The 24,442-nt window shown below is 74.0% G+C and carries 23 protein-coding genes and 3 tRNA genes; 16 read left to right on the top strand and 10 right to left on the bottom strand.

The genetic code is table 11. The features are described 5' to 3' along the window. Window positions 1-29: 29 nt before the first annotated feature. The 4 genes from ACPCUX_RS15650 (at window position 30) to ACPCUX_RS15635 (ending at window position 7,684) form a co-directional block, all read left to right on the top strand. Entirely contained in the window at window positions 30-1,580 is a 1,551-nt protein-coding gene (locus ACPCUX_RS15650; RefSeq protein ID WP_423389124.1) for an RNB domain-containing ribonuclease, read from the top strand. A gap of 30 nt (window positions 1,581-1,610) precedes the next feature. Then, window positions 1,611-1,982 (top strand): sterol carrier family protein, encoded by a 372-nt coding sequence (locus ACPCUX_RS15645; protein ID WP_043656540.1) that lies wholly within the window; start codon window positions 1,611-1,613, stop codon window positions 1,980-1,982. Window positions 1,983-2,303: 321 nt separating this feature from the next. Beyond that, window positions 2,304-7,064: an ExeM/NucH family extracellular endonuclease gene (locus ACPCUX_RS15640; protein WP_423389123.1), complete on the top strand. Its 4,761-nt coding sequence runs from the start codon at window positions 2,304-2,306 to the stop codon at window positions 7,062-7,064. A 143-nt stretch (window positions 7,065-7,207) separates the two neighbouring features. Next, window positions 7,208-7,684 carry a hypothetical protein gene (locus ACPCUX_RS15635; protein WP_144721495.1) on the top strand — a complete coding sequence of 159 codons (477 nt, stop codon included), beginning with the start codon at window positions 7,208-7,210 and terminating at the stop codon, window positions 7,682-7,684. A gap of 4 nt (window positions 7,685-7,688) precedes the next feature. Here ACPCUX_RS15635 and ACPCUX_RS15630 read toward each other — a convergent pair whose 3' ends face one another. From ACPCUX_RS15630 to ACPCUX_RS15615, 4 genes are read right to left on the bottom strand one after another with little or no spacing between them, the layout of a single operon-like run. Beyond that, window positions 7,689-8,747 (bottom strand): sulfate/molybdate ABC transporter ATP-binding protein, encoded by a 1,059-nt coding sequence (locus tag ACPCUX_RS15630; RefSeq protein WP_423389122.1) that lies wholly within the window; start codon window positions 8,745-8,747, stop codon window positions 7,689-7,691. Next, a complete protein-coding gene (locus tag ACPCUX_RS15625; protein WP_114552656.1) occupies window positions 8,744-9,619 on the bottom strand; it encodes a sulfate ABC transporter permease in 876 nt (291 codons plus the stop codon). The genes ACPCUX_RS15630 and ACPCUX_RS15625 overlap by 4 nt, the downstream gene beginning before the upstream one ends. Beyond that, window positions 9,612-10,502, bottom strand: a complete 891-nt coding sequence (gene cysT, locus ACPCUX_RS15620; RefSeq protein WP_423389121.1) for a sulfate ABC transporter permease subunit CysT — start codon at window positions 10,500-10,502, stop codon at window positions 9,612-9,614. Before cysT ends, ACPCUX_RS15625 begins: the two co-directional genes overlap by 8 nt. A gap of 3 nt (window positions 10,503-10,505) precedes the next feature. Continuing rightward, the gene (locus ACPCUX_RS15615; protein WP_034653459.1) at window positions 10,506-11,564 is read right to left on the bottom strand and encodes a sulfate ABC transporter substrate-binding protein; all 1,059 of its coding nucleotides are present in this window, start codon (window positions 11,562-11,564) and stop codon (window positions 10,506-10,508) included. Between the two features lie 237 nt (window positions 11,565-11,801). Between ACPCUX_RS15615 and purF the strand changes: the two genes are divergently transcribed. Together purF and purM are read left to right on the top strand one after the other, a co-directional pair. After that, a complete protein-coding gene (gene purF, locus ACPCUX_RS15610) occupies window positions 11,802-13,349 on the top strand; it encodes an amidophosphoribosyltransferase (RefSeq protein ID WP_031315107.1) in 1,548 nt (515 codons plus the stop codon). Between the two features lie 57 nt (window positions 13,350-13,406). Then, window positions 13,407-14,540 (top strand): phosphoribosylformylglycinamidine cyclo-ligase, encoded by a 1,134-nt coding sequence (gene purM, locus ACPCUX_RS15605; protein ID WP_423389120.1) that lies wholly within the window; start codon window positions 13,407-13,409, stop codon window positions 14,538-14,540. 267 nt (window positions 14,541-14,807) lie between these two features. Here purM and ACPCUX_RS15600 read toward each other — a convergent pair whose 3' ends face one another. Then, entirely contained in the window at window positions 14,808-15,014 is a 207-nt protein-coding gene (locus ACPCUX_RS15600; RefSeq protein ID WP_021482112.1) for a DUF3073 domain-containing protein, read from the bottom strand. Window positions 15,015-15,423: 409 nt separating this feature from the next. Between ACPCUX_RS15600 and ACPCUX_RS15595 the strand changes: the two genes are divergently transcribed. Further along, the gene (locus tag ACPCUX_RS15595; RefSeq protein ID WP_021482113.1) at window positions 15,424-15,636 is read left to right on the top strand and encodes a BldC family transcriptional regulator; all 213 of its coding nucleotides are present in this window, start codon (window positions 15,424-15,426) and stop codon (window positions 15,634-15,636) included. Between the two features lie 278 nt (window positions 15,637-15,914). Here the strand turns inward: ACPCUX_RS15595 and ACPCUX_RS15590 are convergent, their stop codons facing one another. The 5 genes from ACPCUX_RS15590 to ACPCUX_RS15570 all read right to left on the bottom strand — a co-directional run bounded on the left by ACPCUX_RS15590 (window position 15,915) and on the right by ACPCUX_RS15570 (window position 17,248). Beyond that, window positions 15,915-16,223 carry a DUF3618 domain-containing protein gene (locus tag ACPCUX_RS15590; protein ID WP_021481598.1) on the bottom strand — a complete coding sequence of 103 codons (309 nt, stop codon included), beginning with the start codon at window positions 16,221-16,223 and terminating at the stop codon, window positions 15,915-15,917. Beyond that, window positions 16,220-16,642, bottom strand: a complete 423-nt coding sequence (locus ACPCUX_RS15585) for a phage holin family protein (protein ID WP_021481597.1) — start codon at window positions 16,640-16,642, stop codon at window positions 16,220-16,222. Before ACPCUX_RS15585 ends, ACPCUX_RS15590 begins: the two co-directional genes overlap by 4 nt. 173 nt (window positions 16,643-16,815) lie before the next feature. After that, window positions 16,816-16,888: transfer RNA gene (locus tag ACPCUX_RS15580), tRNA-Phe, on the bottom strand. A 50-nt stretch (window positions 16,889-16,938) separates the two neighbouring features. Then, window positions 16,939-17,012: transfer RNA gene (locus tag ACPCUX_RS15575), tRNA-Asp, on the bottom strand. Between the two features lie 163 nt (window positions 17,013-17,175). Next, a tRNA-Glu gene (locus ACPCUX_RS15570) sits at window positions 17,176-17,248 on the bottom strand. 90 nt (window positions 17,249-17,338) lie between these two features. Between ACPCUX_RS15570 and ACPCUX_RS15565 the strand changes: the two genes are divergently transcribed. The 9 genes from ACPCUX_RS15565 to ACPCUX_RS15525 all read left to right on the top strand — a co-directional run bounded on the left by ACPCUX_RS15565 (window position 17,339) and on the right by ACPCUX_RS15525 (window position 24,386). Beyond that, window positions 17,339-17,683, top strand: coding sequence for a metallopeptidase family protein (locus tag ACPCUX_RS15565; protein WP_081895889.1), 345 nt, complete (start codon window positions 17,339-17,341; stop codon window positions 17,681-17,683). A 40-nt stretch (window positions 17,684-17,723) separates the two neighbouring features. Then, entirely contained in the window at window positions 17,724-18,041 is a 318-nt protein-coding gene (locus tag ACPCUX_RS15560) for an ArsR/SmtB family transcription factor (RefSeq protein WP_021481595.1), read from the top strand. 92 nt (window positions 18,042-18,133) lie between these two features. Next, on the top strand, window positions 18,134-19,060 hold the full coding sequence (locus ACPCUX_RS15555; RefSeq protein ID WP_423389119.1) for a cation diffusion facilitator family transporter: 927 nt from the start codon (window positions 18,134-18,136) through the stop codon (window positions 19,058-19,060). Between the two features lie 88 nt (window positions 19,061-19,148). Further along, window positions 19,149-20,156, top strand: a complete 1,008-nt coding sequence (gene galE / locus ACPCUX_RS15550) for a UDP-glucose 4-epimerase GalE (protein WP_085386577.1) — start codon at window positions 19,149-19,151, stop codon at window positions 20,154-20,156. Between the two features lie 88 nt (window positions 20,157-20,244). Beyond that, entirely contained in the window at window positions 20,245-21,159 is a 915-nt protein-coding gene (locus tag ACPCUX_RS15545) for a phytoene/squalene synthase family protein (protein ID WP_085386576.1), read from the top strand. Next, complete coding sequence (gene crtI, locus ACPCUX_RS15540; protein ID WP_423389118.1) at window positions 21,156-22,826, top strand: phytoene desaturase family protein; 1,671 nt, start codon at window positions 21,156-21,158, stop codon at window positions 22,824-22,826. Before ACPCUX_RS15545 ends, crtI begins: the two co-directional genes overlap by 4 nt. Beyond that, entirely contained in the window at window positions 22,823-23,161 is a 339-nt protein-coding gene (locus ACPCUX_RS15535; RefSeq protein WP_031317163.1) for a lycopene cyclase domain-containing protein, read from the top strand. The genes crtI and ACPCUX_RS15535 overlap by 4 nt, the downstream gene beginning before the upstream one ends. After that, a complete protein-coding gene (locus ACPCUX_RS15530) occupies window positions 23,158-23,520 on the top strand; it encodes a lycopene cyclase domain-containing protein (RefSeq protein WP_081895887.1) in 363 nt (120 codons plus the stop codon). The genes ACPCUX_RS15535 and ACPCUX_RS15530 overlap by 4 nt, the downstream gene beginning before the upstream one ends. Next, entirely contained in the window at window positions 23,517-24,386 is an 870-nt protein-coding gene (locus ACPCUX_RS15525; RefSeq protein ID WP_086149195.1) for a prenyltransferase, read from the top strand. Before ACPCUX_RS15530 ends, ACPCUX_RS15525 begins: the two co-directional genes overlap by 4 nt. Window positions 24,387-24,442: the final 56 nt, after the last annotated feature.

Genomic DNA, 24,442 nt, shown 5'->3' with positions numbered 1-24,442 from the left:
CCCGGCGACGGGTGGGTAGGGTCGGGCTCGTGCCCGCCCGTCACCTGCGCCTCGCGCGACCCGAGCCCTCCGCCCCGAGCACCACCGCCCTCGTCACCGACGCGCTCGCGGCGCTGCGCCGCGAGATGGAGGTACCGGAGAGCTTCCCGGACGGGGTGCTCGCCGAGGCCGAGGAGGTCGTGCGCGAGGACCGCGCGGTGCCCGGTCCGGGACGCGTCGACCTGCGCGACGTCCCGTTCGTCACGATCGACCCGCCGGGCTCGATGGACCTCGACCAGGCGCTGCACCTCGAGCGGGCCGGGGGAGCACCGGGCGACCCGGCGGGCGCCGCGTTCGTCGTGCACTACGCGATCGCCGACGTCGGCGCGTTCGTCGTGCCGGGCGGCGCGATCGACGCCGAGGTCCACGAGCGCGGCACGACCCTCTACGCGCCCGACGGCCGCACCCCGCTGCACCCGGCCGTGCTGTCCGAGGGCGCGGCGAGCCTCCTGCCGGGCGAGGACCGCCCGGCCGCGGCGTGGCGCGTCGTGCTCGACGCCCGCGGCGAGGTCCTCGACGCGACGGTGCGGCGCGCCGTCGTGCGCTCGACGCAGCGCCTCACCTACGACGAGGCGCAGGCCCGGATCGAGGCCGGTGGCCCCGGGGACGCGCTCCTCCTGCTCCGCGAGGTGGGCGAGCTGCGGCTCGCGCGCGAGCGCGAGCGCGGCGGCGTGTCGCTCGAGGTCCCGGAGCAGGAGATCGTCACGCGCGACGACGGCTCGTTCGGCCTCGAGTTCCGCTCGACCCTCCCGGCGGAGGCCTGGAACGCGCAGGTGTCGCTGCTCACGGGCATCGCGGCGGCGCGGATCATGCGCGCGGGCGGCGTCGGCGTCTTCCGCGCGCTGCCGGAGGCCGACCCGCGCGACCTCGCGCGCCTGCGCCGCACGGCCCGCGCGCTCGGCATCGACTGGCCGCGCGAGACGCCGTACGCCGAGCTCGTCCCGACGCTCGACTCGCGCGTCTCGCGCCACGCCGCGTTCCTCAACGAGGCGACGTCGCTGTTCCGGGGCGCGTCGTACGAGGCGTTCGGTGGCACGGGCCAGGAGCCCGGCGTGCCCGACGATGCGGCGCACGCCGCGATCGGCGCGGAGTACGCGCACGTCACCGCGCCCCTGCGCCGGCTCGTGGACCGCTACGGCACCGAGGTGTGCCTCGCGCTGTGCGCGGGGGAGGACGTGCCGCGGTGGGTGCTCGACGCCCTGCCCGGCCTGCCGCGCACGATGGCCCGCACGGGCCAGCGCGCGAGCGCGTACGAGCGCGCGATCGTCGACGTCGTCGAGGCCGCGCTGCTCACCGGTCGCGAGGGCGAGGAGTTCGACGGCGTCGTGGTCGACGTCGAGGACGACCGCGAGCGCGCCCGCCGCCTCGAGCGCGAGGACGCCGACGAGGCGGGCGGGGCACGGCGCGGCCAGGTGGTCCTCGCCGACCCCGCGGTGCGCGCCCCCGTCGAGGGGACGGACCTCCCGCTCGGCGACCCGGTCCGCGCCACGCTGCGCGAGGCGTCGGTGCCCGGGCGCCGCGTCCGGTTCACCGTCGGCTGACGCCGGGCCGCGCGGCCTAGGCTGGTCCTCGTGCCTGCCCGACGCCGTACCGACCCCGCCGCCGGCCGCCTCGCCCTGGCGACGTGGCGCGACGACCCCACCGACCGCCGCGCCGTGACGACGGCCGTGCGGTTCACGCTCGAGGAGCTCGCCGACGTCGCGCCCGGGCACACGGTCGAGGTACGCGTGCCGCCCGCGGGGGCCGTCCAGGCGGTCGAGGGCCCGCGGCACACGCGCGGGACGCCGCCGAACGTCGTCGAGACGGACCCGCAGACGTGGCTGGGCCTCGTGACGGGGGCGGTCGCCTGGGCCGACGCCGTCGCGGACGGGCGGGTCCGCGCGTCGGGCGAGCGCTCCGACATCTCCTTCCTGCTGCCGCTCCAGGCGGCCCGGCCACGCTGACCGCTCCGGCGGGGACCTCGGCACCTGCTCGCGGGCGGCGAGCGTGTTACCGGTGGGTAACGTTCTCCGCGTCAGGTCTGGCGGAGCGCCGGGCGGGGGACTAGCGTCCCAGGATGACCGGCCGCCGTCCGCGCGGGCGCTCGCGGCACGACGACGTGCGCTGGCGTTCTCGTGGCGGTGACACGGCAGCAACCGCACGTTCATCCAGGTGAGGTGCGATGTCCCGCGGAGGCAGGGTGTCGCCCCGTCCGAGGTTCGTCCCCGACCCACGGGAACGCGCGAGCTGCTGCCCGGCCGTCCGCACGAGATGAAGGAGTCAGCGTGACCGACCACCAGCACCTGCGGCGACGGAGGGTGGTGGCGGGCACGTTGACCGTGGCCCTCGCCGTGCCGTTCTCCGTCGCGGCGGCCACCGCCGCGAGCGCGGCGCCCGACGGATCGGGCCTCGTCATCAACGAGGCCTACCTGAGCGGCGGCAGCGCCAACGCCCCGTACACCCACAAGTTCGTCGAGCTGTACAACCCCACGCAGGCGGCGATCGACCTCTCCGGGATGTCGCTGCAGTACCGCTCGGCGACGAGCACGGGCGCCTTCACGGGCGTGACCGCGCTGACCGGCTCGGTCGCCCCCGGGGGCTACTACCTGGTGCAGGGCGGGTCGAACGGCTCGAACGGCGCCGCGCTGCCCACGCCCGACGCGACGGGCGGTCTCAACCCGTCGGGCACGACGGGCACCCTGGCGCTCGTGCGGTCGACCTCTCCGGTGACGCTGCCGGCAGGGAACGCCGCGGGCGCCGCGAACGTCGTCGACCTCATCGGGTACGGCACCTCGAACACGTTCGAGACGGCCGTGGGCCCTGCGCCGTCCGCCAACAACGTGCCTGCCTCGATCAACCGGACCGGGTACGCCGACACGGACGACAACAGCAAGGACCTCACGCTCTCCAGCGCCGTGACGCCGCAGAACAGCGGTGACGACGGCGGCGGCCCGGGCCCCGAGCCGGGCGAGGTCGTCCCGATCGCGGAGATCCAGGGCACGGGGGCGGCGAGCCCGCTCGTCGGGCAGACGGTCACCACGCGCGGCGTCGTCACCGCGACGTACCCCACGGGCGGATACGACGGCTTCTACCTGCAGACCGAGGGCACAGGCGGCGACCTCGACGCGTCGCACACGGCGTCGGACGCGATCTTCGTCTACTCGAAGGCGGGCGCGGCCGCGGTGGCGGTCGGCGACCACGTCGAGGTGACGGGGGCGGTGTCCGAGTACTTCACGCTGACCCAGATCACGCCCGCGGCGGGCGGCTGGACCGTGCTCGACGAGGCGGCACAGGACGTCAAGCCCGCGAACGTCGCGTTCCCGGCGACCGACGCCGAGCGCGAGGTCCTCGAGGGCATGCTCGTGCAGCCCGCCGGTGACTACGTCGTCGCGGACAACTACGACACGAACTACTACGGGTCGTTCGTGCTCGCGGCGGGGACGGACCCGTTCGTCCAGCCGACGTCGGCCGGGCGGCCGGGCAGCGCGGAGGCGGCGGCCGCCGTCGCGGACCGTGCGGCGCGGGCCGTGGTGCTCGACGACGGCGCCACCACGAACTTCAACAACACGGCGAACAAGGGCGTCCCGCTCCCGTACCTCACGGGCGGGGCACCGGCGCGCGTGGGTGCGGCCGTGTCGTTCACGACGCCGGTCATCCTCGACTACCGGTTCGACGCCTGGACGTTCCAGCCGCGCACGCAGCTCACCGCGGGCGACGGCGGCAACGCCGCCACGGTGCAGCCGGTCACGTTCGAGAACACGCGGGAGGACGCTCCGGCCGAGGTCGGGGGCGACCTCTCCGTCGCGACGTTCAACGTGCTCAACTACTTCACGACCACGGGCGACCAGGTCGCGGGCTGCCAGTTCTACACGGACCGCGCGGGGAACCCGATCACGGTCCGCACGGGCTGCGACGCGCGCGGCGCGGCGGACGCCGCGAACCTCGAGCGGCAGCAGACGAAGATCGTCGCGGCGATCGACGCCCTCGACGCGGACGTCGTCGCGCTCATGGAGATCGAGAACTCCGAGCCGTTCGGCAAGGACCGCGACCAGGCGCTGTCGGACCTCGTGGACGCGCTCAACGCGGCCGCGGGTGCCGAGGAGTGGGCGTTCGTCCCGTCCCCGGCCACGGTGCCGACGGACGAGGACGTCATCCGCCTCGCGTACATCTACCAGGTGGCCGAGGCCGAGCCGGTCGGCGACTCCGTGATCCTGCTCGACGACCCGGCGTTCTCGAACGCGCGCGAGCCGCTCGCCCAGGTGTTCCAGCCCGCGGGCGGGATCACCGAGGGTGACGACGCGGCGAGCGACGACGTGCTCGTCGTCGCGAACCACCTCAAGTCGAAGGGCGGCAGCGACTCCGCGCCCGCGGACCAGAAGGACACCGGCGACGGCCAGGGCGCGTACAACAAGGCGCGCGTGGGCCAGGCGACGGCGCTCGTCGCCTTCGCCGAGGACGTCGCGGCCGACGCCGGGACGGACAAGGTCCTGCTCGCGGGCGACTTCAACTCCTACGAGCAGGAGGACCCGCTGCAGGTGCTCAAGGACGCCGGCTACACCGACCTCGGTGCGTCGACGGGCGAGCACACCTACCTGTTCGACGGGTACGTCGGGTCGCTCGACCACGTGTTCGCGTCGTCGGCCGCGGCGGACGCCGTCACCGGCACCGACGTGTGGAACATCAACTCGGTCGAGCCGATCGCCAACGAGTACAGCCGGTACAACTACAACGCGTCGATCCTCTACGACACGACGCCGTTCCGGTCGTCCGACCACGACCCCGTCCTCGTGGGCCTCCAGCTCGGCGCCACCGAGCCCGGCACCACGCAGCTCGACCTGCTGGCGATCAACGACTTCCACGGTCGCATCGACGCCAACACGGTGAAGTTCGCGGGCACGATCGAGCAGCTGCGCGCGGCGAACCCCGACGGGACGGCTTTCGTCTCGGCGGGCGACAACATCGGCGCCTCGCTGTTCGCGTCGGCGCTCCAGGAGGACCAGCCGACGATCGACGTGCTGAACGCGCTCGACCTCGCGGCGTCCGCGGTGGGCAACCACGAGTTCGACCAGGGCGTGGACGACCTCACGGGTCGGGTCACCGACGAGGCCGACTGGGCCTACCTGGGCGCGAACGTCTACGACAAGGGCACGACGAACCCGGCGCTGCCGGAGTACCAGGTCGTCGAGATCGACGGCCTCGACGTCGGCTTCGTCGGCGTCGTGACGGAGGAGACCCCGACGCTGGTCACGCCGTCGGGCATCGCCGACGTCGAGTTCGGCGATCCCGTCGAGGCGCTCAACCGCGTCACCGCCCAGCTCCAGGACGGCGACCCGGCGAACGGCGAGGCGGACGTCGTCGTGGGCCTCGTCCACGAGGGCGCGTCCGCGGGCACGCCCGACGGCGCGACGCTCGAGGAGGAGGTCGCCGCGGGCGGCGCCTTCGCGGACATCGTCGACGAGACCGACGCGCGCGTCGCGGCGATCTTCACGGGCCACACCCACAAGCAGTACGCGTGGGACGCGCCCGTCCCGGGCGCCCCGGGCAAGACCCGCCCGATCGTCCAGACCGGCAACTACGGCGAGTTCATCGGGCACGTGTCGCTCACCGTGGACACCGCGACCCACGAGGTCACGGCGTACACGGCGCAGAACGTGGCCCGCACGAAGACGGAGGACGCGACCCTGGTCGCGACGTACCCGCGCGTCGCGGAGGTCAAGACGATCGTCGACGCGGCGCTCCAGCAGGCCGAGATCATCGGCGCGACCCCGATCGGCGAGGTCACCGCGGACATCACGACCGCGTTCGCGGGCGGCGCGTACACGGGTCCCGGCGGGACGTACGTGGGCCCCGGCCCGGACCCGACGTCCGGGCGTGACGACCGCGCCTCGGAGTCGACGCTCGGCAACCTCGTCGCGGACTCGCTCCTCGCGACGCTCTCCGACCCGGCGCGCGGCGGCGCGGACATCGGCGTCGTCAACCCGGGCGGGCTGCGCGCCGAGCTCCTGCACGGCGACGACGGCGTCATCACGTACGCCGAGGCCAACGCGGTCCTGCCGTTCGTCAACAACCTGTGGACCGTGACCCTCACGGGCGAGCAGGTCGTCGAGATGCTCGAGCAGCAGTGGCAGACGGACGCGAACGGCAACCGCCCGTCGCGCCCGTACCTCGCCCTGGGCCTCTCGGACAACGTGTCGTGGACGGCGAGCACCGCCGACCCGAACGCGGCGCCGGGGAGCAACGTCTCGTCCGTGACGATCGACGGCGAGCCGATCGACCCCGACGGCGAGTACCGCGTCGCGACGTTCTCGTTCCTGGCCACCGGGGGCGACAACTTCCGCGTGTTCACGGACGGCACCGACCCGCGCGACTCCGGTCTGGTCGACCGGGACGCGTGGATCGCGTACCTGCAGCAGAGCTCGCCGGTGTCGCCGTCGTTCGACCGGTCGCGCGTGGTCGTCGACGAGCTGCCCGGCACCGTGACGGCGGGCTCCGACGTGAGCGTGGGGCTCTCGGGCCTCGACCTCACGTCGCTCGGGTCGCCGGCGAACACGTCGGTGGACGGGTACCTCGTCGCGGCGGACGCCACGTTCGACCCGGCGGCCCCGGGCACCCCGGCGGGCACCGCCACGGTGACGGGCGGGGCGGCGACCCTGACGGCGACGGTCCCGGCCGACGCCGCGGCGGGCGAGTACGACCTGTGGGTCGTCGCGTCGCCGAGCGGCACGACGGCGCGCATCCCGGTCACGGTCGAGGCCGCGGCCCCGACGGTGGAGCTCGTGAACCTCGAGGCCACCGCGCGCTGCACGGGCAAGTTCGTCCACCTCGCGGTCCGCGCCACCAATGGCGAGGACGCGCCGGTCGAGGTCGTCCTCGAGACGCCCTACGGCTCCAAGCGGTTCCCGAACCTCCAGCCGGGCAAGAACGCCTACCAGTCGTTCAACACCCGGGCCACGTCGGTCGAGGGCGGGACGGTCACCGTGACCGCGACGCTCGACGGCGTGACGCAGGAGTACAAGATCCCCTTCGAGGGTCAGACCTGCGGCTGACGCCTGCCTGACGCCGTGCGGCGCCGCCGAGGAGGCGACGCCACGTCCCGCGACCCGGGTCCCGTCCGACGGGCCCGGGTCGCGGTGCGTCCGGGGCGAGGACTCTGCGGGGAGTCCCAGGAAGCGCGGGTAGGGTCGTGCTCGTGAGCTCCGAGCAGTCCCGCGTGCCCGACGGCACGGCCCCCGACCCGTCCGCCGCGCCCGACGCCGTCGTGCCCGACGCCGCGCGCCCCGAGGCCGGGTCCGAGGCCGCCGAGCCCGGGGCCGCTGAGTCCGAGGCCGCCGGGCCGGGGACGAGGGCGGACGAGACGCCCGGCGCGGCGTCCGACGACACCGCCTCCGCCGGTGGCGAGGAGGTCGAGATCGAGTCCGTGGTCGACCCGGCGACCGTCCGCCGCGCCCCCCGCTACCGCGCGTTCTTCACGGTCGGCATCCTCCTGGGCACGGTCCTCGGCCTGGGCATCGGTGGCGCGTGGCTCCAGTCGCCCGCCGCGGCGCCGGTCTTCAAGCCCGGCGTCTACTTCACGGTCATCCTCGTGACGTGCGCGGCGCTCGGCGCCGCGGTCGCGGGCGTGTGGGCCGTCGTCGCCGACCGCCGCAGCCTGCGCGGGCGCCGCTGACCGCTCAGCCGACGAGCGGCTCGGCCACGCGCCGGTCCGCCGGCTCGGAGGCCGTACCGGTCGGGGCGCCGGCGGCGGGGGAGAGCCGCACCGCCACGCCGGGCGCCAGGCCCAGCGTCCGCGCCTCCGCGCGGGTCACGACGACGGACACCACCTCGTCGCCCGCGGTCACCTCCGCGCGCACCTCGAACCCCACGCGCGTCGTGCGCGTGACGACGCCGGTCACGCCCGCCGCGTCCGCCGTGTCCCCGATCGCGACGCCCCGGTGTGCCGACGGGTCGAGGCCCGCCCCGCCGTCGGGCAGGACCTCGACGTGCACGTCGTGCGGGCGGACGAGGACGCCGCCGAGGCGGGTCACCGGCCCGAGGAAGCCCATGACGAAGTCGTTCGCGGGGCGGTCGTAGAGGTCGTCGGGCGTGCCGACCTGCTCGATGCGGCCCTCGTTGACGACGACGATCTCGTCCGCGACCTCGAGCGCCTCCTCCTGGTCGTGCGTGACGAACACCGTGGTCACGGGGATCTCGTCGTGCAGGCGGCGCAGCCAGTCGCGCAGCTCCTTGCGGACCTTCGCGTCGAGCGCGCCGAACGGCTCGTCGAGCAGGAGGACGCTCGGGCGGATCGCGAGTGCGCGGGCGAGCGCCATGCGCTGGCGCTGCCCGCCGGAGAGCTGCGACGGCAGCCGGTGCGCGAAGCTCTCGAGGTGCACGAGCCGCAGGAGCTCGTCGACGCGCTCGGCGATCTCGGCCTTCGGCGTGCGGCGGATCTCGAGCCCGAACGCGACGTTCCGCGCGACGCTCAGGTGCTTGAAGGCCGCGTAGTGCTGGAAGACGAAGCCCACGTTGCGGCGGCGCGCGGGCAGGTTCGTGGCGTCGCGGCCCTCGAGCTCGACCTGGCCGGAGTCCGGCACCTCGAGCCCGGCGACGACGCGCAGCAGCGTGGACTTGCCGCCGCCGCTCGGGCCGAGCAGGGCCGTGAGGCGGCCGGTCGGCACGGAGACGGAGACGTCGTCGAGCGCGACGAAGTCGCCGAAGGTCTTGCGGACGTTGCGGATCTCGATGCTCATGCGTCGGCCTCCGTGGGGGCGGCGGTGCGGGTGGACCTGACGGTGCGGGGGGAGCGGCGGGGGCGGGGGCCGGCGGCGTCGTCGGAGCGCAGGAACGTCACGGCGACGATGCACGCGACGGACACCGACGCGAGGAGGAACGCGACGGCGTAGGCGGTGCCCTGCTCGAAGTCCTGGTACCGCTGCTCGACGAGCAGCGTGGACGTCTGCGTGCGGCCCTCGAAGTTGCCGGAGACGACCTTGACCGCGCCGAACTCGCCGAGGGCGCGCGCGAGGGTGAGCACGACCCCGTAGACGACGGCCCACCGGATCGCCGGCAGGGTGATGCGCCGGAACGTCTGGAGGCGGCTCGCCCCGAGGCTCGTGGCGGCGAGCTCCTCGTCGGTGCCGAGCTCCGTGAGGACCGGCACGACCTCGCGGATGACGAGCGGGAGGCACACGAACGCGGTGGCGAGGACGATGCCCGGCGGCGCGAAGATCACCTGGAGCCCGGCGTCCTCGAGGGCGCCGCCGAACCAGCCGTTCTTCCCGTACACGAGGACGAGCGAGAGCCCGACGACGATCGGGGAGACGGACAGCGGGAGGTCGAGCAGGGCGTTGAGGAGCGCCTTGCCCGGGAAGTCGTACCGGACGATGAGCATCGAGATGCCGACGCCGAACACGGTGTTGATCAGCACGACCTGCACCGCGACGGCGGCGGTGAGCTGGAGGGCGAAGACGACGGACGGGTCGGCGAGAGCCCGCTGGAACGTCTCGAGCCCGTCCGCGAACGCGCCGCGCACGACGAGCGAGACCGGCCACCCGACGAGCAGCACCAGGTAGACGACCACGACGGCGCGCAGCGTGCGGCGCACCCAGGGGGAGCTATCCACGGCGGGCCACCCTGCGCTGGAGGAGCTGGATCGTCGCGATGACGAGCAGCGAGACGAGGAGGAGCACCGACGCGACGGCCGCCGCCTGCTCCGGCTGGCCGTTCTCCAGGTAGCTGAGGATGCGCACGGAGCCCACCTCGGTGCGCATGGGCAGGTTCCCGGAGAGCAGCACGAGCGCGCCGTACTCGCTGATCGCGCGCGCGAACGACAGCGCGGCGCCAGCAGTGATCGCGGGCGCGAGGGCCGGGAGGACGACGCGGCGGAAGGTCGTGGCCCGCGTCGCGCCGAGCGACGCGGCGGCCTCCTCGACGTCCCGGTCGAGCTCGGCGAGCACGGGCTGCACGCTGCGCACCACGAAGGGCAGCGTGACGAACAGGAACGCGAGGAAGACGGCGGCGCGCGTGTTCGCGACGTCGATCCCCAGCGGCCCCGACGGCCCGTACAGCGCGAGCAGCACGAGGCCGGCGACGATCGTGGGGAGCGCGAACGGGATGTCGATGAGCACCTCGAGGAGCCGCTTGCCGGGGAACCGGTCGCGCACGAGGACCCACGCGATGAGCGTGCCCATGACGACGTTGACGGCGGTCACGGCGAGCGCCTGCGTGACCGTGAGGGTCAGCGCCGCGGCGGTCTGCGGCTGCGTCACGGCGGCGACGAAGGCCGGCCAGCCGCCGACGGACGTCTCGACGAGCACCGCGATCAGCGGGACGAGGGCGAGCGCCGAGAACCACACGAGCGCGACGCCGAGCCCGAGGCCCGAGGTCGCCGTGAGTCGGTAGGGGCCGTTGGGCGCCCGACGGCGCGTGCGGCCGGGAGGCGCGGCCGAGGCCGGGCGGCGCTCGCGCGCCGCCCGGCCTGGTCGTTCGGCGAGGGTCGAGGACACGGGTCACTGCTTCCCGGTCTCGGCCTGGATCTTGGTCACGAGGCCCTCGTCGCCGAAGAACTTGTCGTTGGTCGCCGACCAGCCGCCGAAGTCGTCGGCGATGGTGAGGAGCGTCGGGACGGTGGGGAACGGGTCGCTCGGGTCGTTGGCGCCCTCGACCTCGAAGTCGACGTCCCCGGTCAGGGGGCGGAAGCCCACGTGCGCGAACGCCTCCTGGCCCTCGGGCGTGAGGACGAAGTCGAGGTAGCTCTGCGCCTTGGGGTCGGCGTCGACCGTCACCGCGGCGGGGTTCTCGATGAGGAGCGTCTGGTCGGGGACCACGTAGTCGAACGTCTCGCCGTTCTGCCGCGCGAGGATCGCCTCGTTCTCGTAGGAGAGCAGGACGTCGCCGGTGCCGGACGTGAACGCCGTCGTCGCGTCGCGGCCGCTGCCGGGCAGCGCCACCGCGTTGGTGAAGAACTTCCGCAGGTACTCGGTCGCGTCCTCCTCCGAGCCGCCGTTCGCGATGACGCTGCCCCACCCGGCGAGGATGTTCCAGCGGGCCGAGCCCGACGAGCCGGGGTTCGGGGTGACGATCTCGACCCCGGGCTGGACGATGTCCTCCCAGCTCTGGATGTTCTTCGGGTTGCCCTCGCGCACCACGAGCACGACGACGGACTGGCTGACGATGCCCTGGTTCTCGCCCGCGTTCCAGTCCTCGGCGACGAGGCCCGCGTCGACGAGGCGCGTCACGTCGCCCTCGAGCGAGAAGTGCACGTAGTCGGCCTCCAGCCCGTCGGCCACCGCGCGGCTCTGGTCGCCGGACGCGCCGTACGACGTCTCCCAGGTCACGCCCTGGCCGTCCTCGGTCTCGCCCCACAGCTCCTGCGCCGCGTCGTTGCCCGCCTTCGGCACGGCGAAGCCGACGAGCGAGAGCGTCGTGGGCTCGACGTCGGAGCCCCCGTCGCCGCTCGCGTCGCCCCCGCCCGACCCGTCGACGGCGGTCGGCGCGCAGGCGGTGAGGACCAGGGCGGTGGCTGCCGCGGCAGCCGCGAGGGTGATCGTCGTCCGGAGGCGTCGCATGGTGTCGTCCTTCGTCGGGGTCCCGGGGAGCGGGAGCGGTGGTGGAACGGGCCCGACGCGGCGGCCATACTGGACCCCTGCGGTCGGGTAAGTCGAGATTCAAGCGCGGCGTTCCCACGCAGCGAAACCCCCGACCGACAGGTGGGACGACGTAACGCCACCGTGAACGACGGCGGGGGCCGTCCGCCTGGTCGTCCGCTTCCGTCCTCGCCCGCGCGCTGTGGGACACTGAGGTACGTGGCCCCCCGCGGAGATGGACTTCTCAACCACGACCTCATGCCCGGCGAGAAAGGCCCCCAGGACGCCTGCGGCGTCTTCGGTGTCTGGGCGCCCGGCGAGGAGGTCGCCAAGCTCGCCTACTTCGGGCTCTACGCGCTGCAGCACCGCGGTCAGGAGTCGGCGGGCATCGCGACGAGCAACGGCGAGCAGATCCTCGTCTACAAGGACATGGGCCTCGTCTCCCAGGTCTTCGACGAGACGGCCCTCAACGCCCTGACGGGGCACATCGCCGTCGGGCACTGCCGGTACTCGACCACGGGCGGCGTGACGTGGGAGAACGCGCAGCCGACTCTCGGCGCCACCGCGTCCGGGACCGTGGCCCTCGGGCACAACGGCAACCTCACGAACTCCGCCGAGCTCGTCAACCTCGTCGCCGAGCGCTACGGGAGCCAGCGCCGCGGCGAGCTCGCGCGCGGCAACACGACGGACACCGCGCTCGTCACCGCCCTGCTCGCGGGCGACGCCGACCACACGCTGGAGGCGACGGCGCTCGAGGTGCTCCCGCGCCTGCGCGGTGCGTTCTCGCTCGTCTTCATGGACGAGCGCACGCTGTACGCCGCGCGCGACCCGCAGGGCGTGCGCCCGCTCGTGCTCGGCCGCCTCGAGCGCGGCTGGGTCGTCGCGAGCGAGACGCCGGCTCTGGACATCGTGGGCGCGTCCTTCGTGCGCGAGGTCGAGCCCGGCGAGCTCATCGCGATCGACGCGGAGGGCCTGCGCTCGCAGCGGTTCGCGCCCATCGAGCGTGCGGGCTGCGTCTTCGAGTACGTCTACCTGGCCCGCCCGGACACGAGCATCAACGGTCGCTCGGTGCACGCGGCGCGCGTCGAGATGGGCCGCCAGCTCGCCCGCGAGCACCCGGTCGAGGCGGACCTCGTCATCCCGGTCCCCGAGTCCGGCACGCCCGCCGCGGTGGGCTACGCCGCCGAGTCGGGCATCCCGTTCGGCCAGGGGCTCACGAAGAACGCCTACGTGGGCCGCACGTTCATCCAGCCGTCGGACACGCTGCGCCAGCTCGGCATCCGGCTCAAGCTCAACCCGCTGCGCGACGTGATCCGCGGCAAGCGGCTCGTCGTGGTCGACGACTCGATCGTGCGCGGCAACACGCAGCGCGCGCTCGTGCGGATGCTGCGCGAGGCCGGCGCGGCCGAGGTGCACGTGCGCATCAGCTCGCCGCCCGTGAAGTGGCCGTGCTTCTACGGCATCGACTTCGCGTCGCGCGCCGAGCTCATCGCGAACGGCCTCTCGCCGCACGAGATCGGCCAGTCGCTCGGTGCCGACAGCCTCGGCTACATCTCGACCGAGGGCATGATCTCGGCGACCGAGCAGCCGTCGTCCCAGCTCTGCACGGCGTGCTTCACGGGCAAGTACCCCATCGAGCTGCCGCCGGACGACCAGCTCGGCAAGCACCTCCTCGAGCAGGCCGAGCTCCCGCTCGGGGCGCCCGAGGACGGGCTGCGCAGCCTCTCTGTGACCGCCGGCGGCGCCGGCGCCCTCCAGCACCCCTGACCCGCACCCTACGCACCACCGGCGCGCGCGCCGCGAGACACCTTTGGAGCCGACACCATGACTGCCGACTCGCCCCGCACGGGCCTCACCTACGCCGCCGCGGGGGTCGACACCGAGGCCGGTGACAAGGCCGTCGAGCTCATGAAGGACGCCGTACGCCGCACCCACGGGCCGCAGGTCCTCGGCGGCGTCGGCGGGTTCGCCGGGCTCTACGACTTCTCCGAGGTCGCGACGTACCGCCGTCCGCTGCTCGCGACGTCGACCGACGGCGTCGGCACCAAGGTCGCGATCGCCCAGGCGCTCGACGTGCACGACACGATCGGCTTCGACCTCGTCGGCATGGTCGTCGACGACATCGTGGTGGTGGGCGCCAAGCCGCTGTTCATGACCGACTACATCGCGTGCGGCAAGGTCGTGCCCGAGCGCATCGCGGGCATCGTGCGGGGCATCGCCGCGGCCTGCGAGGTCGCCGGCACCGCGCTCGTCGGCGGCGAGACGGCCGAGCACCCGGGCCTGCTCGGCGAGGACGAGTACGACGTCGCGGGCGCGGCCACGGGCGTCGTCGAGGCGGACGCCCTGCTCGGCCCGGAACGCGTGCGCGAGGGCGACGTGCTCGTCGCCATGGCGTCGTCGGGCCTCCACTCGAACGGCTACTCGCTCGTGCGCGCCGTGCTGAAGCACGCGGGCTGGGGCCTCGAGCGGCACGTCGACGAGCTCGGCCGCACCGTCGGCGAGGAGCTGCTCACCCCGACGCGCGTCTACGCGACCGACTGCCTCGCTCTGGCCGCCGACGACGCGGCCCAGGTCCACGCGTTCACGCACGTCACGGGTGGCGGCCTGGCCGCGAACCTCGCGCGTGTCCTCCCGGCAGGGCTCGTCGGGGTCGTGGACCGGGGGAGCTGGGACGTGCCGCCCGTCTTCCGCCTCGTGCGCGAGCTGGGCGGGGTGCCGCGCGGCGACCTCGAGAACACCCTCAACCTCGGCGTGGGGATGGTCGCGGTCGTGGGCGCGGACGGCGTCGACGCCGCCCTGGCGCGGTCCGCCGCGCTCGGCGTGCCCGCGTGGGTGCTCGGCACGGTCGAGGCCTTCGACCCGGACGCGGCCCGCGACCTCGCCGACGGCGACCTGGTCGCCGGCACCAAGGGCGTCCAGGCGGGCGCGGTGCGCCTCGTCGGGGACTACCGCTCCTGAGCACCGCCCGGTCGGGTCGGCGCGCGGATCGCGGCGTCGGCCCGGCCAGGGCTGCTCTCCCGCGGGTGCGACGGGTCCATCCGTCAAGGACGCCGCGGTGGGACGACCCGTCGTGGACGTCGCGGTGATGGTGGCCCCTTGGACGTCGCGGTGGGGCGATCCGTCGTGGACGCACGACGACGGCGCCACCGCCTGCGGGCAGGCGACGGCGCCGTCGAGGTCAGGTGCGTCCGTGCGAGACGGCGGAGGGGGTGTCGCGGACGACCGTCAGCGGTCGTCGGACCAGTCGTTGTAGCGCTGGTCGTAGCGCTCGAGGTCGTCCGGCTCGGCGCCGAAGCGCGAGTCGGTCACGACATCCGTACGGCTGTGACCCGTGAGCTCCTGCTCGAGCGCACTGTAGTTCGTCTCGGGGCTGTAGTACTTCAGCGCGCGAGCGACCTTGGTCTGCTTTGCCTTCTGACGGCCGCGGCCCATGGCTCCGACCCCCTCAACGTAGAAGCGGGGCGGCAACGTACTCAGACGTGCGGCCCCGGGGTGTAGTTTCGTCTGTTCAGGGTCCAACGGTACATGCTCAGGGCCTATTCCATCCACTCAGAGACCCTGGTCGAGCCGTGGACGTGCCTACCGTCACACAGTCTCCACCGCGTGGCCTCGCCCGGGCCGGGTCCGGTGGTGCGGAGGGCCCCTGCGGACCACCTGCGGCAACGCTCTCGTATGCCGCAGGAGCGCCTATCCGGCCGATCCGACCATAGAGCGCCTAATTCACCCGTCCGTCAAGTCGCCCGAAATCCGCATGCTGCGACAATGGAAGGTACTGGCGTCGTGCTGTCGTCGTGATCCGGGGTATCTGCCGGACCAGCGCGTACCAGGAGGAGGTGTCGTGATGTCCATGCACGGGGAGTCCGAGGTTCTGCTCACGCCCGCCGAGGTCGCCAGCCTTTTCCGCGTCGACCCCAAGACCGTCACCCGCTGGGCGAAGGCGGGCAAGCTGTCGTCGATCCGCACCCTCGGTGGCCACCGGCGCTACCGCGAGTCCGAGGTCCGGGCCCTGCTCGGCGCCGCCAGCGAGCCCGCGGACGGCACCGACAAGTCCTGACCCGGCGTCGTGCCCGGCCCACGGCCCACGGCACGCCGACGTGGCGGCGCGCACCCGAACGGACGCCGGCACGACGCACGTTCTCGGTCGGCGCCGGCCCTGCCACCCAGCCCTGCGCGCGTGCGACGTTCCTGCACGCCGGACGTCCCGCGTCCCCGAACCCTCCCGCGTGCCGGACGCCCCGCGCGTCGTCGAACCTTCCCGCACGCCGGAACGCCGCCGACCCCGCGTCCGGTGGAGCACCGGCGCGGGGTCGACGGCGTTCGTCGAGGGGGTCGTTACGAGCGGCGGCGGAGGATCGCCGCGGCCACCAGCGCGACACCGACGACGGCGGCGCCCAGCAGCAGCTTGACGTTGCGGGACCGGTCCGGGTCCTCCTCGGGCAGCCCGTTGCCGGAGAGGAACGCCCCGGTGTCGCTCGCCGCCTGCTTCGCCTGCTGCGCGGCGGCCTTGGCCTGGACGCGCGGGTCGAGCCGCGTCGTGAGCTCGTCGATCGTCCCCGCGAGCTCCTTGCGGGTGCGCGCGATCTCGTCCTCGAGCTGGGACGGGGAGAGCTGGGGGTCGGGGGTCTCGCCGGTTCCGCTCACGGGCGCAGTCCTTCCTTGATGGTCGCGACGTCTTCCTTGATGCTCTCGACCGCACCGGTCGGCGTCGGCGGCACGCCCCGCTGGAGCTGCTTGACGCCGACGAACGCGAGCGTACCGGCGACCAGCACGAGGACGCCGCCGACGATCAGCGCCGCGAGCCACAGCGGCATGGCGGTCGCGAGGCCCTCCATGGCGGAGTGCAGCAGGAAGCCCAGGCCGTACAGCACTAGCACGCCGCCGACGACGAGCAGGCCGATGCCGATGCCGGCGTGCTTCGCCTTCGTCGTCAGCTCGGCCTTCGCGAGGGCGATCTCCGAGCGGACGAGCCGGGTCGCCTGCTCGGACAAGCGCTCCACGAGCTGTCCGACCGTCGGCTTCTGCTCCTCGGGCGGGATGCGCCCGTCGATCCAGTCGCTCATCTCTCAGCCTTTCCGCAGGTGATCCCCCACCACTCAACCGGCACCGGGGTCGGCGCGCAACTTCCCCGGGGGTGCGCGCGGTGCCCGGGGGCGAGGAGGGTCGCGCGAGGGACACCGCGCGGGCCCGGGACGCAGAAGACCCCCGTCCGGAATCCCGGGCGGGGGTCTCTCGGTGGCTCCGACCGGCGTCGATCCGGTGACCTTTCGATTTTCAGTCGAACGCTCTACCAACTGAGCTACAGAGCCATGGGGGAAGAGCCCGGCCGGCCGATGCCGACCGGGCTCTTCGCCTCACGCGACCCTGACGGGACTTGAACCCGCGACCTCCGCCGTGACAGGGCGGCGCGCTAACCAACTGCGCTACAGGGCCTTGCTGTTCTTCGCGAGACACACCTTAGCACCAGGGAACCCGGTGATTTTCACCAGCGATCCTGGTGGTGTGGTGGCCCGCATTCGAACCGAGAGGATCGTACCGTACCGGTGAGCCGATCCGTAAATCCGCCGGTGACCACCGGTTCCGACGCGATCTCGCGTACCCCCAACGGGATTCGAACCCGTGCTACCGCCGTGAAAGGGCGGGGTCCTAGGCCGCTAGACGATGGGGGCTCAGGAACGTCGGCCAGTGTACAGCGGCGCCGCCGGGGGCTCCTCGTCGGATCCGCCGCCCGCGCGGGGGAGGATGGGCGGGTGGTGGAGATGACGCGGGCCGACTTCGAGGACGCCGTGCGCGACGGGCTGGACCTCGTCCCCGAGGAGCTGGCGGTGCAGATGGACAACGTCGTGGTGCTCGTCGAGGACGACGCGCCCGACGACGACCCCGAGCTGCTCGGGCTCTACGAGGGGGTGCCGCTCACGGAGCGCGACCACATGTGGGCGGCGGGCGCGCTGCCCGACCGCATCACGATCTTCCGGAACCCGACGCTCGCCATCTGCGAGACGCGCGAGGACGTGGTCGAGGAGGTGGCGGTGACCGTCGTCCACGAGATCGCGCACCACTTCGGCATCGACGACGACCGGCTGCACGAGCTCGGCTGGGGCTGAGCCCGGGCGGTCCGGGGCTGCCGATCGCTAGGATCGGCGGGTGACGACGAGCGCCGCGAGCGACCCCCGGCACGACGGCGCGCACGACCACGAGGCGGTCGCGCGCCTGCTCCACGCGCTCGCCGAGCCGCGCCGTCTCGCGATCGTGCACCTGCTCACGGGCTCGGAGCGCCGGGTCGTCGACCTCACGCGCGAGCTCGGGCTGGCGCAGTCGACCGTCTCGGAGCACCTCACCACGCTGCGCGAGGTGGGGGTCGTCGCGGTGCGGCGGGAGGGCCGGTCGTCCTGGTACCGCCTCGTGCGCCCGGAGGTCGCGCACCTCCTCGCCGACGCGGAGCACGTCGCCCTCGCCCCCTGACCCCTGCGCGTGACGCGTGTCACGGTGCATCCCGCCTAGAAAACATCGGTGTTCATCGATATCATCGGTAAACACCGATGAATGGAGGATCGATGGGAGCGGGTCACGACCACGGCGCAGGTGACCTCGGCGCGCCCGACCACCGCAGGCGGCTCGCCGTCGCGTTCGGCATCACCGCGACGATCCTCGCGGCCCAGGCCGTCGGCGCGGTGCTCACAGGGAGCCTGGCGCTCCTCACGGACACGGCGCACATGCTCACCGACGCGATCGGGCTGGCCGTCGCGCTGGTCGCGGCGTCGCTCGCGCTGCGCCCGGCGACCAAGCACCGCACGTGGGGCTTCCGTCGTGTCGAGGTGCTCGCGGCCCTCGCGCAGGCGGCGCTGCTCCTCGCCGTCGGCGCGTACGCCGCCGTCGAGGGCGTCCGGCGCCTGCTCGAGCCGCCCGAGGTGCCCTCCTCCGAGCTGCTCGTGTTCGGGATCGTCGGCCTCGTGGGGAACCTCGTCGCCATCGCGGTCCTGGCGTCCGGGCGGCGCGCGAACCTCAACCTGCGGGCCGCGTTCCTCGAGGTGGTCAACGACGCGCTGGGCTCCGTCGGGGTCATCGTGGCCGCCGTCGTGATCGCCACGACGGGCTACCAGCGGGCCGACGCGATCGCCGGCCTGCTCATCGCCGTCCTCATCGTGCCGCGCGCGTTCCGCCTCCTGCGCGAGGCGACGGCCGTCCTCATGGAGTTCACGCCCGAGGGCCTGGACCTCGACGACGTCCGGCGGCACATCCTCTCGCTCGACCACGTCGAGGACGTCCACGACCTGCACGCCTCCACGGTCGCGACGGGGCTCCCGACCATCTCGGCGCACGTCGTCGTGGACGACGCGTGCTTCCGCGACGGGCACGCGCTGGAGATCGTCGAGCGCGTGCGCACGTGCGTCGCCCACCACTTCCCGGTCTCCGTCGAGCACTCGACCTTCCAGCTCGAGACGGCGGCCCTGCGCGACCGCGAGGCGCACCGCCACGCCTGAGGGCGCCGTCGGGCCTCCCCGCGGCGCGCGACCGGACGCCCTGGGGGCGACCCGTCGCCGCGCGGGGCGCGCGCACTAGGGTGGTGCCATGACGATCCTCGTGACCGGCGGAGCCGGGTACATCGGCGCGCACGTGGTGCGCCTCCTGCAGGAGCGCGGCGAGAAGGTGGTCGTGGTCGACGACCTGAGCACGGGCCGCGCGGACCGGGTGGGTGACGCGGTGCTCGTCGAGGTCGACGTCGCGTCGCCCGAGGCCGTGGACGTGCTCACGCGCGCCATGACCGAGCACGACGTGCGCGCGGTCGTCCACTTCGCGGCGCGCAAGCAGGTGGGGGAGTCGGTCGAGAAGCCGGCCTGGTACTACCAGCAGAACGTCGGGGGCTTCACGAACCTCGTCACCGCGATGCAGGCGGCCGGCGTCGACCGCCTCGTCTTCTCGTCGTCGGCGGCGACGTACGGCATGCCGTCGGTGTCCCTGGTCGAGGAGAAGCTGCACGCCGAGCCGATCAACCCCTACGGCGAGACGAAGCTGGTCGGGGAGTGGCTCGGTCGGGCCGCGAGCCGCGCGTGGGGGCTGCGGTTCGTCGCCCTGCGCTACTTCAACGTCGCCGGTGCGGGCTGGCCGGACCTGGGCGACCCCGCGGTGCTCAACCTCGTGCCCATGGTCCTCGACCGCCTCGAGCGCGGCGAGCGGCCCAAGATCTTCGGGGACGACTACCCGACGCCGGACGGCACGTGCATCCGGGACTACATCCACGTCCTCGACCTCGCGCAGGCCCACCTCGCCGCGCTCGAGTACCTCGACGTGGACGAGCGTCCGTTCGACGTCTTCAACGTCGGCACGGGCGAGGGCTCCTCGGTGCGCGAGGTGATCGACGAGATCGGGCGCGTCAGCGGGCTCGACGTCACGCCGGAGGTCCTGCCGCGCCGCGCGGGCGACCCGCCGCAGCTCGTCGGGAACCCCCGCCGCATCAACGAGCTCTTCGGCTGGCGCGCCACGAACGGCCTGCCGGAGATCATCGCGTCGGCGTGGGAGGCCTGGCAGTCCGGGCCCCGCCGCATCGACACGACGCGCGAGGCCGCCTCCGAGGTGTGAAATCCGGCGTCCCGTGCGATCCTACATCCCTCAGCATGCTGAGGATTGACCGGGGAGGTGCCCCGGCGACGGAAGGCGGGACGACGACGTGGGCGACGAGAGCGACCCGGCACGGCTGTACGACCTGACCGCCGCACGCACGAGCCGGGTCGTGCTGGCGGCGTACTCGACCTCGTTCGGGCTGGGCGCACGCCTGCTCGACACGCCGACCCGCGACGGGATCGACGCGGTGTACGGGCTCGTGCGGATCGCCGACGAGGTCGTGGACACGCGCCGCGGCGACGGCGCGGCAGACCTCCTCGACGAGCTCGAGGCGGAGACGGCGCGGGCGCTCGACCGGGGCTGGTCGACGAACCTCGTCGTCCACTCGTTCGCCCGTGCCGCGCGCCGCTGCGGCTTCGGGCACGACGAGGTCGACCCGTTCTTCGCCTCGATGCGCACCGACCTCACGGTGCGCGTGCACGACCGCGAGAGCTACGAGCGGTACGTGTACGGCTCGGCGGAGGTCGTCGGCCTCATGTGCCTCGCGGTGTTCCTCAACGCGCGGCGCCGCCCGGGAGAGCCGCTGCGCGTCCCGGACCCGGTGCTGGTCCGCGGCGCCCGCGCGCTCGGCGCGGCGTTCCAGAAGATCAACTTCCTGCGCGACCTGCGCACCGACCACGACGAGCTCGGGCGCGCCTACCTGCCGGGCGTCGTCCCCGGCCGGCTGCGCCGCCGGGACGTCGAGGCGTTCTGCCGCGAGGTGGAGGGCGACCTCGCCGCCGCCCGCGCCGCGCTCCCCGGGCTCCCGGTGCGCCCGCGCATCGCCGTGGCCGCGACCGTCGCCGTCTACGAGCGGCTCCTCGCGCGGCTCGCCGCGACGCCGCCGGAGGACATCCTGCGTGCGCGCGTGCGCATCCCGGACACGATGAAGGTCGCGCTCGCGGCGCGCGCCGCCGGCGGCCAGCTCCTCGGCCAGGTGGCGTCCGCCCGCTCCCCGCGCCCGCGGAAGGTGCTCGCGTGAGGGCTCCGGGCGTCGTCGTCGTCGGAGGGGGGATCGCCGGGCTCGCCACCGCCGCCCTGCTCGCGCGCGGTGGCGCCCGCGTCACCCTGCTCGAGCGGCACGACGAGGTGGGCGGTCGCGCGGGCACGCTCGAGGTGGACGGCTTCCGCTTCGACACCGGCCCGTCCTGGTACTTCATGCCCGAGGTGTTCGAGCACTTCTTCGGGCTGCTCGGCGCGCGCGTCGAGGACCACCTCGACCTCGTCCCGCTCGACCCGGCGTACCGGGTGTTCTTCGAGCCGGGCGCGGACGGCGCGGCGTCGACGTTCGAGCTGTCCGGCAACCCCGGGGTCAACCGGTCGCGGCTCGACGCGATCGAGCCGGGTGCCGGGGGCCGGGTCGCCGCGTACGCCGAGGACGCGAGCGAGGCGTACGGGCTCGCGCTCGACCACTTCCTCTACACGACGTTCGAGCGCCCCGACCGGGCGCTCTCGCCCGCGGTGCTGCGCCGGCTGCCGCGCCTGGCCGGGCTCCTGCGCGAGTCGCTCGCCGACCGGGCCGCGCGCGCCGTGGACGACCCGCGGCTCCAGCAGCTCCTCGGGTACCACGCCGTGTTCCTCGGGTCGTCCCCCTACCGCGCGCCCGCGCTCTACTCGCTCATGAGCCACCTCGACCTCGTCGACGGCGTCCAGTACCCCCGCGGGGGCATGTACACGCTCATCGAGGCCGTCGAGCGGCTCGCGCGCGACGCGGGCGCCGAGGTGCGCACCGGCGCCGACGTCGCCGGGATCGAGGTCGTGCCCGGCGGCGGTCGCCGCGGCCGGGTCGCCGGGGTGCGCCTCGCGTCGGGCGAGCTCGTCGAGGCGGACGTCGTCGTGTCGGCCGCCGACCGGCACCACACGGAGACGGCGCTCCTCGATCCGCGCTGGGCCGACCTCCCCGCCGCGGCGTGGGAGGACAAGGGCCCCGGCATCTCGGCGCTGCTCGTGCTCGCGGGCGTCCGCGGCGAGCTGCCCGAGCTCGCGCACCACTCGCTGTTCTTCACGAAGGACTGGCCCGCCAACTTCGACGCGGTGCTCGGCCCGGACCGTCGCAGCGACCCCCGCGGCCTGCGCGTGCCGGAGCCGGCCTCGCTGTACGTGTCGCGCACGAGCGCGACCGACGGGCCGACGTCGGCCGCCCCCGCGGCGCCGCCCGGCCACGAGAACCTGTTCCTCCTCGTGCCGTTCCCCGCCGACCCGACGCTCGGCGGCGACGAGCCGTCGCAGCGCACGCTCGAAGGGCTGGCCGACCGCTACCTCGCCCAGGTGGGACGCTGGGCGGGCGTCGAGGACCTCCCGGGGCGCGTCGTCACGCGACGCGTGCTCGGCCCGGCGCACTTCGCGACCGAGCTCTCGGCGTGGCGCGGCGGCGCGCTCGGCATGGAGCACACCCTGCGGCAGTCCGCGCTGTGGCGCCCGGGCAACGCGTCCCGCCGTGTCGACGGGCTCTACCACGCCGGAGGTGGCACGATCCCGGGCGTGGGACTGCCGATGTGCCTGATCAGCGCCGAGCTCGTCGCCAAGCGGCTGCTCGGCGAGACGTCCGCGCGCCCGCTGCCCGAGCCGCTGCGCGAGGGCTTCCTCGCCGCGAGCCGCCGGCCCGAACGGCTCCGGCCGGCGGACCGGCCGGTGGCGGTCCGCCGGTGACGGGCCTCGCCTACCTCGGTGCGCTCGCGGTCTCGCTCGGCGGCCTGGCCGTGCTCGACCGCCGGTTCCGGCTCGCGTTCTGGTCCGACCCGCGGCGGGCCGCGCTCACGGTCGGGCTCGGCGTCGTCGGGTTCCTCGCGTGGGACGTCGCGGGACTCGCGCTCGGGATCTTCGCGCGCGGGGAGAGCCCCTGGATGACCGGGCTGCTGCTCGCGCCCGACCTCCCCGTCGAGGAGGCGGTGTTCCTGACGCTCCTGTGCTACAACGCGCTGCTCGTCTGGCGGGGCGCCGAGCGCGTGCTCGCGGCCCGGCGCGCCGGGGAGGACGACGCGTGACGAACATCGTGCTCAACGTCATCGTCCTCGCGGTGCTCGTCGCGGTGTCGTGGCGCGTGCTGCGCCGGCTGCGACCCGGGCCGCTCGTGTGGACGGCCGTCGTGATGTGCGTGCTCACCCTCGTGTTCGACACGCTGATGATCGCGGCCGACCTGTACGTCTACCACCCGGACAAGATCCTCGGCGTCTACCTGTGGGGGGCGCCGCTCGAGGACTTCGCGTACGCGCTCGCCGCCGCGCTCGGGATGCCGGTGCTGTGGACGGTGCTCGGCGCCCGCGGTCGCGACCGCACCGCCGGTCGCGACCGCACCGCCGAGCGCGGGTCCGGGCGCGCGCGTGCCACGGAGGACGACCGGTGAAGGACGTCCTCGCCGCGTCGCGGCCCTTCTCCTGGATCAACACCGCGTACCCCTTCGCCGCGGGGTACCTCGTGGCGACCGGCGGGCGCGTCGACCTCGCGCTCGTCGTCGGGACGCTGTACTTCCTCGTGCCGTACAACCTGCTCATGTACGGCGTGAACGACGTCTTCGACTACGCGAGCGACCTGCGGAACCCGCGCAAGGGCGGCATCGAGGGTGCGCTGGCGGACCCGGCGACCGCGCGCGTCACGCACCGGCGCATCCTGCGCGCGTGCGTCGCGACCAACGTGCCGTTCCTCGTCGCGCTCCTGCTCCTCGGCGACCCGCTCGCGGGCGCGGTCCTCGCGCTCGTGGTGTTCGGCGTCGTCGCCTACTCGGCGCCCCGGCTGCGGTTCAAGGAGCGCCCGTTCCTCGACTCGTTCACCTCCGCCATGCACTTCGCCGGGCCGCTGCTGTACGCGCTCGTGCTCGTCGACGCGGACCTCTCCGCGCGGTCCGTCTGGCCCGTGCTCGTCGGCTTCGTGCTCTGGGGCATGGCCTCGCACGCGTTCGGTGCGGTGCAGGACGTGCGCGCGGACCGCGAGGGCGGCATCGCGTCCGTCGCGACGGCGATCGGCGCGCACGCGACCGTGCTCGCCGCGGCGGCGGCGTACGTCGGGGCGGCCGTCGTGCTCGCGGTGCTCCCGTGGCCCGGCGTCCTCGCCGCGCTGCTCCCGCTGCCGTACGCCGTCAACGTGCTGCGGTTCCGCGACGTGCGCGACGACGACTGCGAGCGCGCCAACGCCGGGTGGCGGGCGTTCCTGTGGCTCAACCTCGTCACCGGGTTCCTCGTGACGATGCTGCTCCTCGCGGACGCCCTCACCTGACGCGCCCGGCGTCGCCGGGCACGGACGACGAAGGCCCCGGTCCCGCGAGTTCGTCG

It is taken from the genome of Cellulosimicrobium sp. AB352, assembly GCF_049538415.1.
GTDB classification, from domain to species: Bacteria; Actinomycetota; Actinomycetes; order Actinomycetales; family Cellulomonadaceae; genus Cellulosimicrobium; species Cellulosimicrobium funkei.
Note: the sequence above shows the minus strand (reverse complement) of the source record. Positions and strands in the feature narration are given on the sequence as shown.

Excerpts from the sequence above, each read along its gene's own strand:
- ACPCUX_RS15630 (WP_423389122.1), bottom strand. The coding sequence starts at position 8,747 with ATGAGCATCGAGATCCGCAACGTCCGCAAGACCTTCGGCGACTTCGTC.
- ACPCUX_RS15565 (WP_081895889.1), top strand. The coding sequence starts at position 17,339 with ATGACGCGGGCCGACTTCGAGGACGCCGTGCGCGACGGGCTGGACCTC.
- ACPCUX_RS15555 (WP_423389119.1), top strand. The coding sequence starts at position 18,134 with ATGGGAGCGGGTCACGACCACGGCGCAGGTGACCTCGGCGCGCCCGAC.
- ACPCUX_RS15595 (WP_021482113.1), top strand. The coding sequence starts at position 15,424 with ATGTCCATGCACGGGGAGTCCGAGGTTCTGCTCACGCCCGCCGAGGTC.
- ACPCUX_RS15585 (WP_021481597.1), bottom strand. The coding sequence starts at position 16,642 with ATGAGCGACTGGATCGACGGGCGCATCCCGCCCGAGGAGCAGAAGCCG.
- galE (WP_085386577.1), top strand. The coding sequence starts at position 19,149 with ATGACGATCCTCGTGACCGGCGGAGCCGGGTACATCGGCGCGCACGTG.
- purM (WP_423389120.1), top strand. The coding sequence starts at position 13,407 with ATGACTGCCGACTCGCCCCGCACGGGCCTCACCTACGCCGCCGCGGGG.
- ACPCUX_RS15600 (WP_021482112.1), bottom strand. The coding sequence starts at position 15,014 with ATGGGCCGCGGCCGTCAGAAGGCAAAGCAGACCAAGGTCGCTCGCGCG.
- ACPCUX_RS15615 (WP_034653459.1), bottom strand. The coding sequence starts at position 11,564 with ATGCGACGCCTCCGGACGACGATCACCCTCGCGGCTGCCGCGGCAGCC.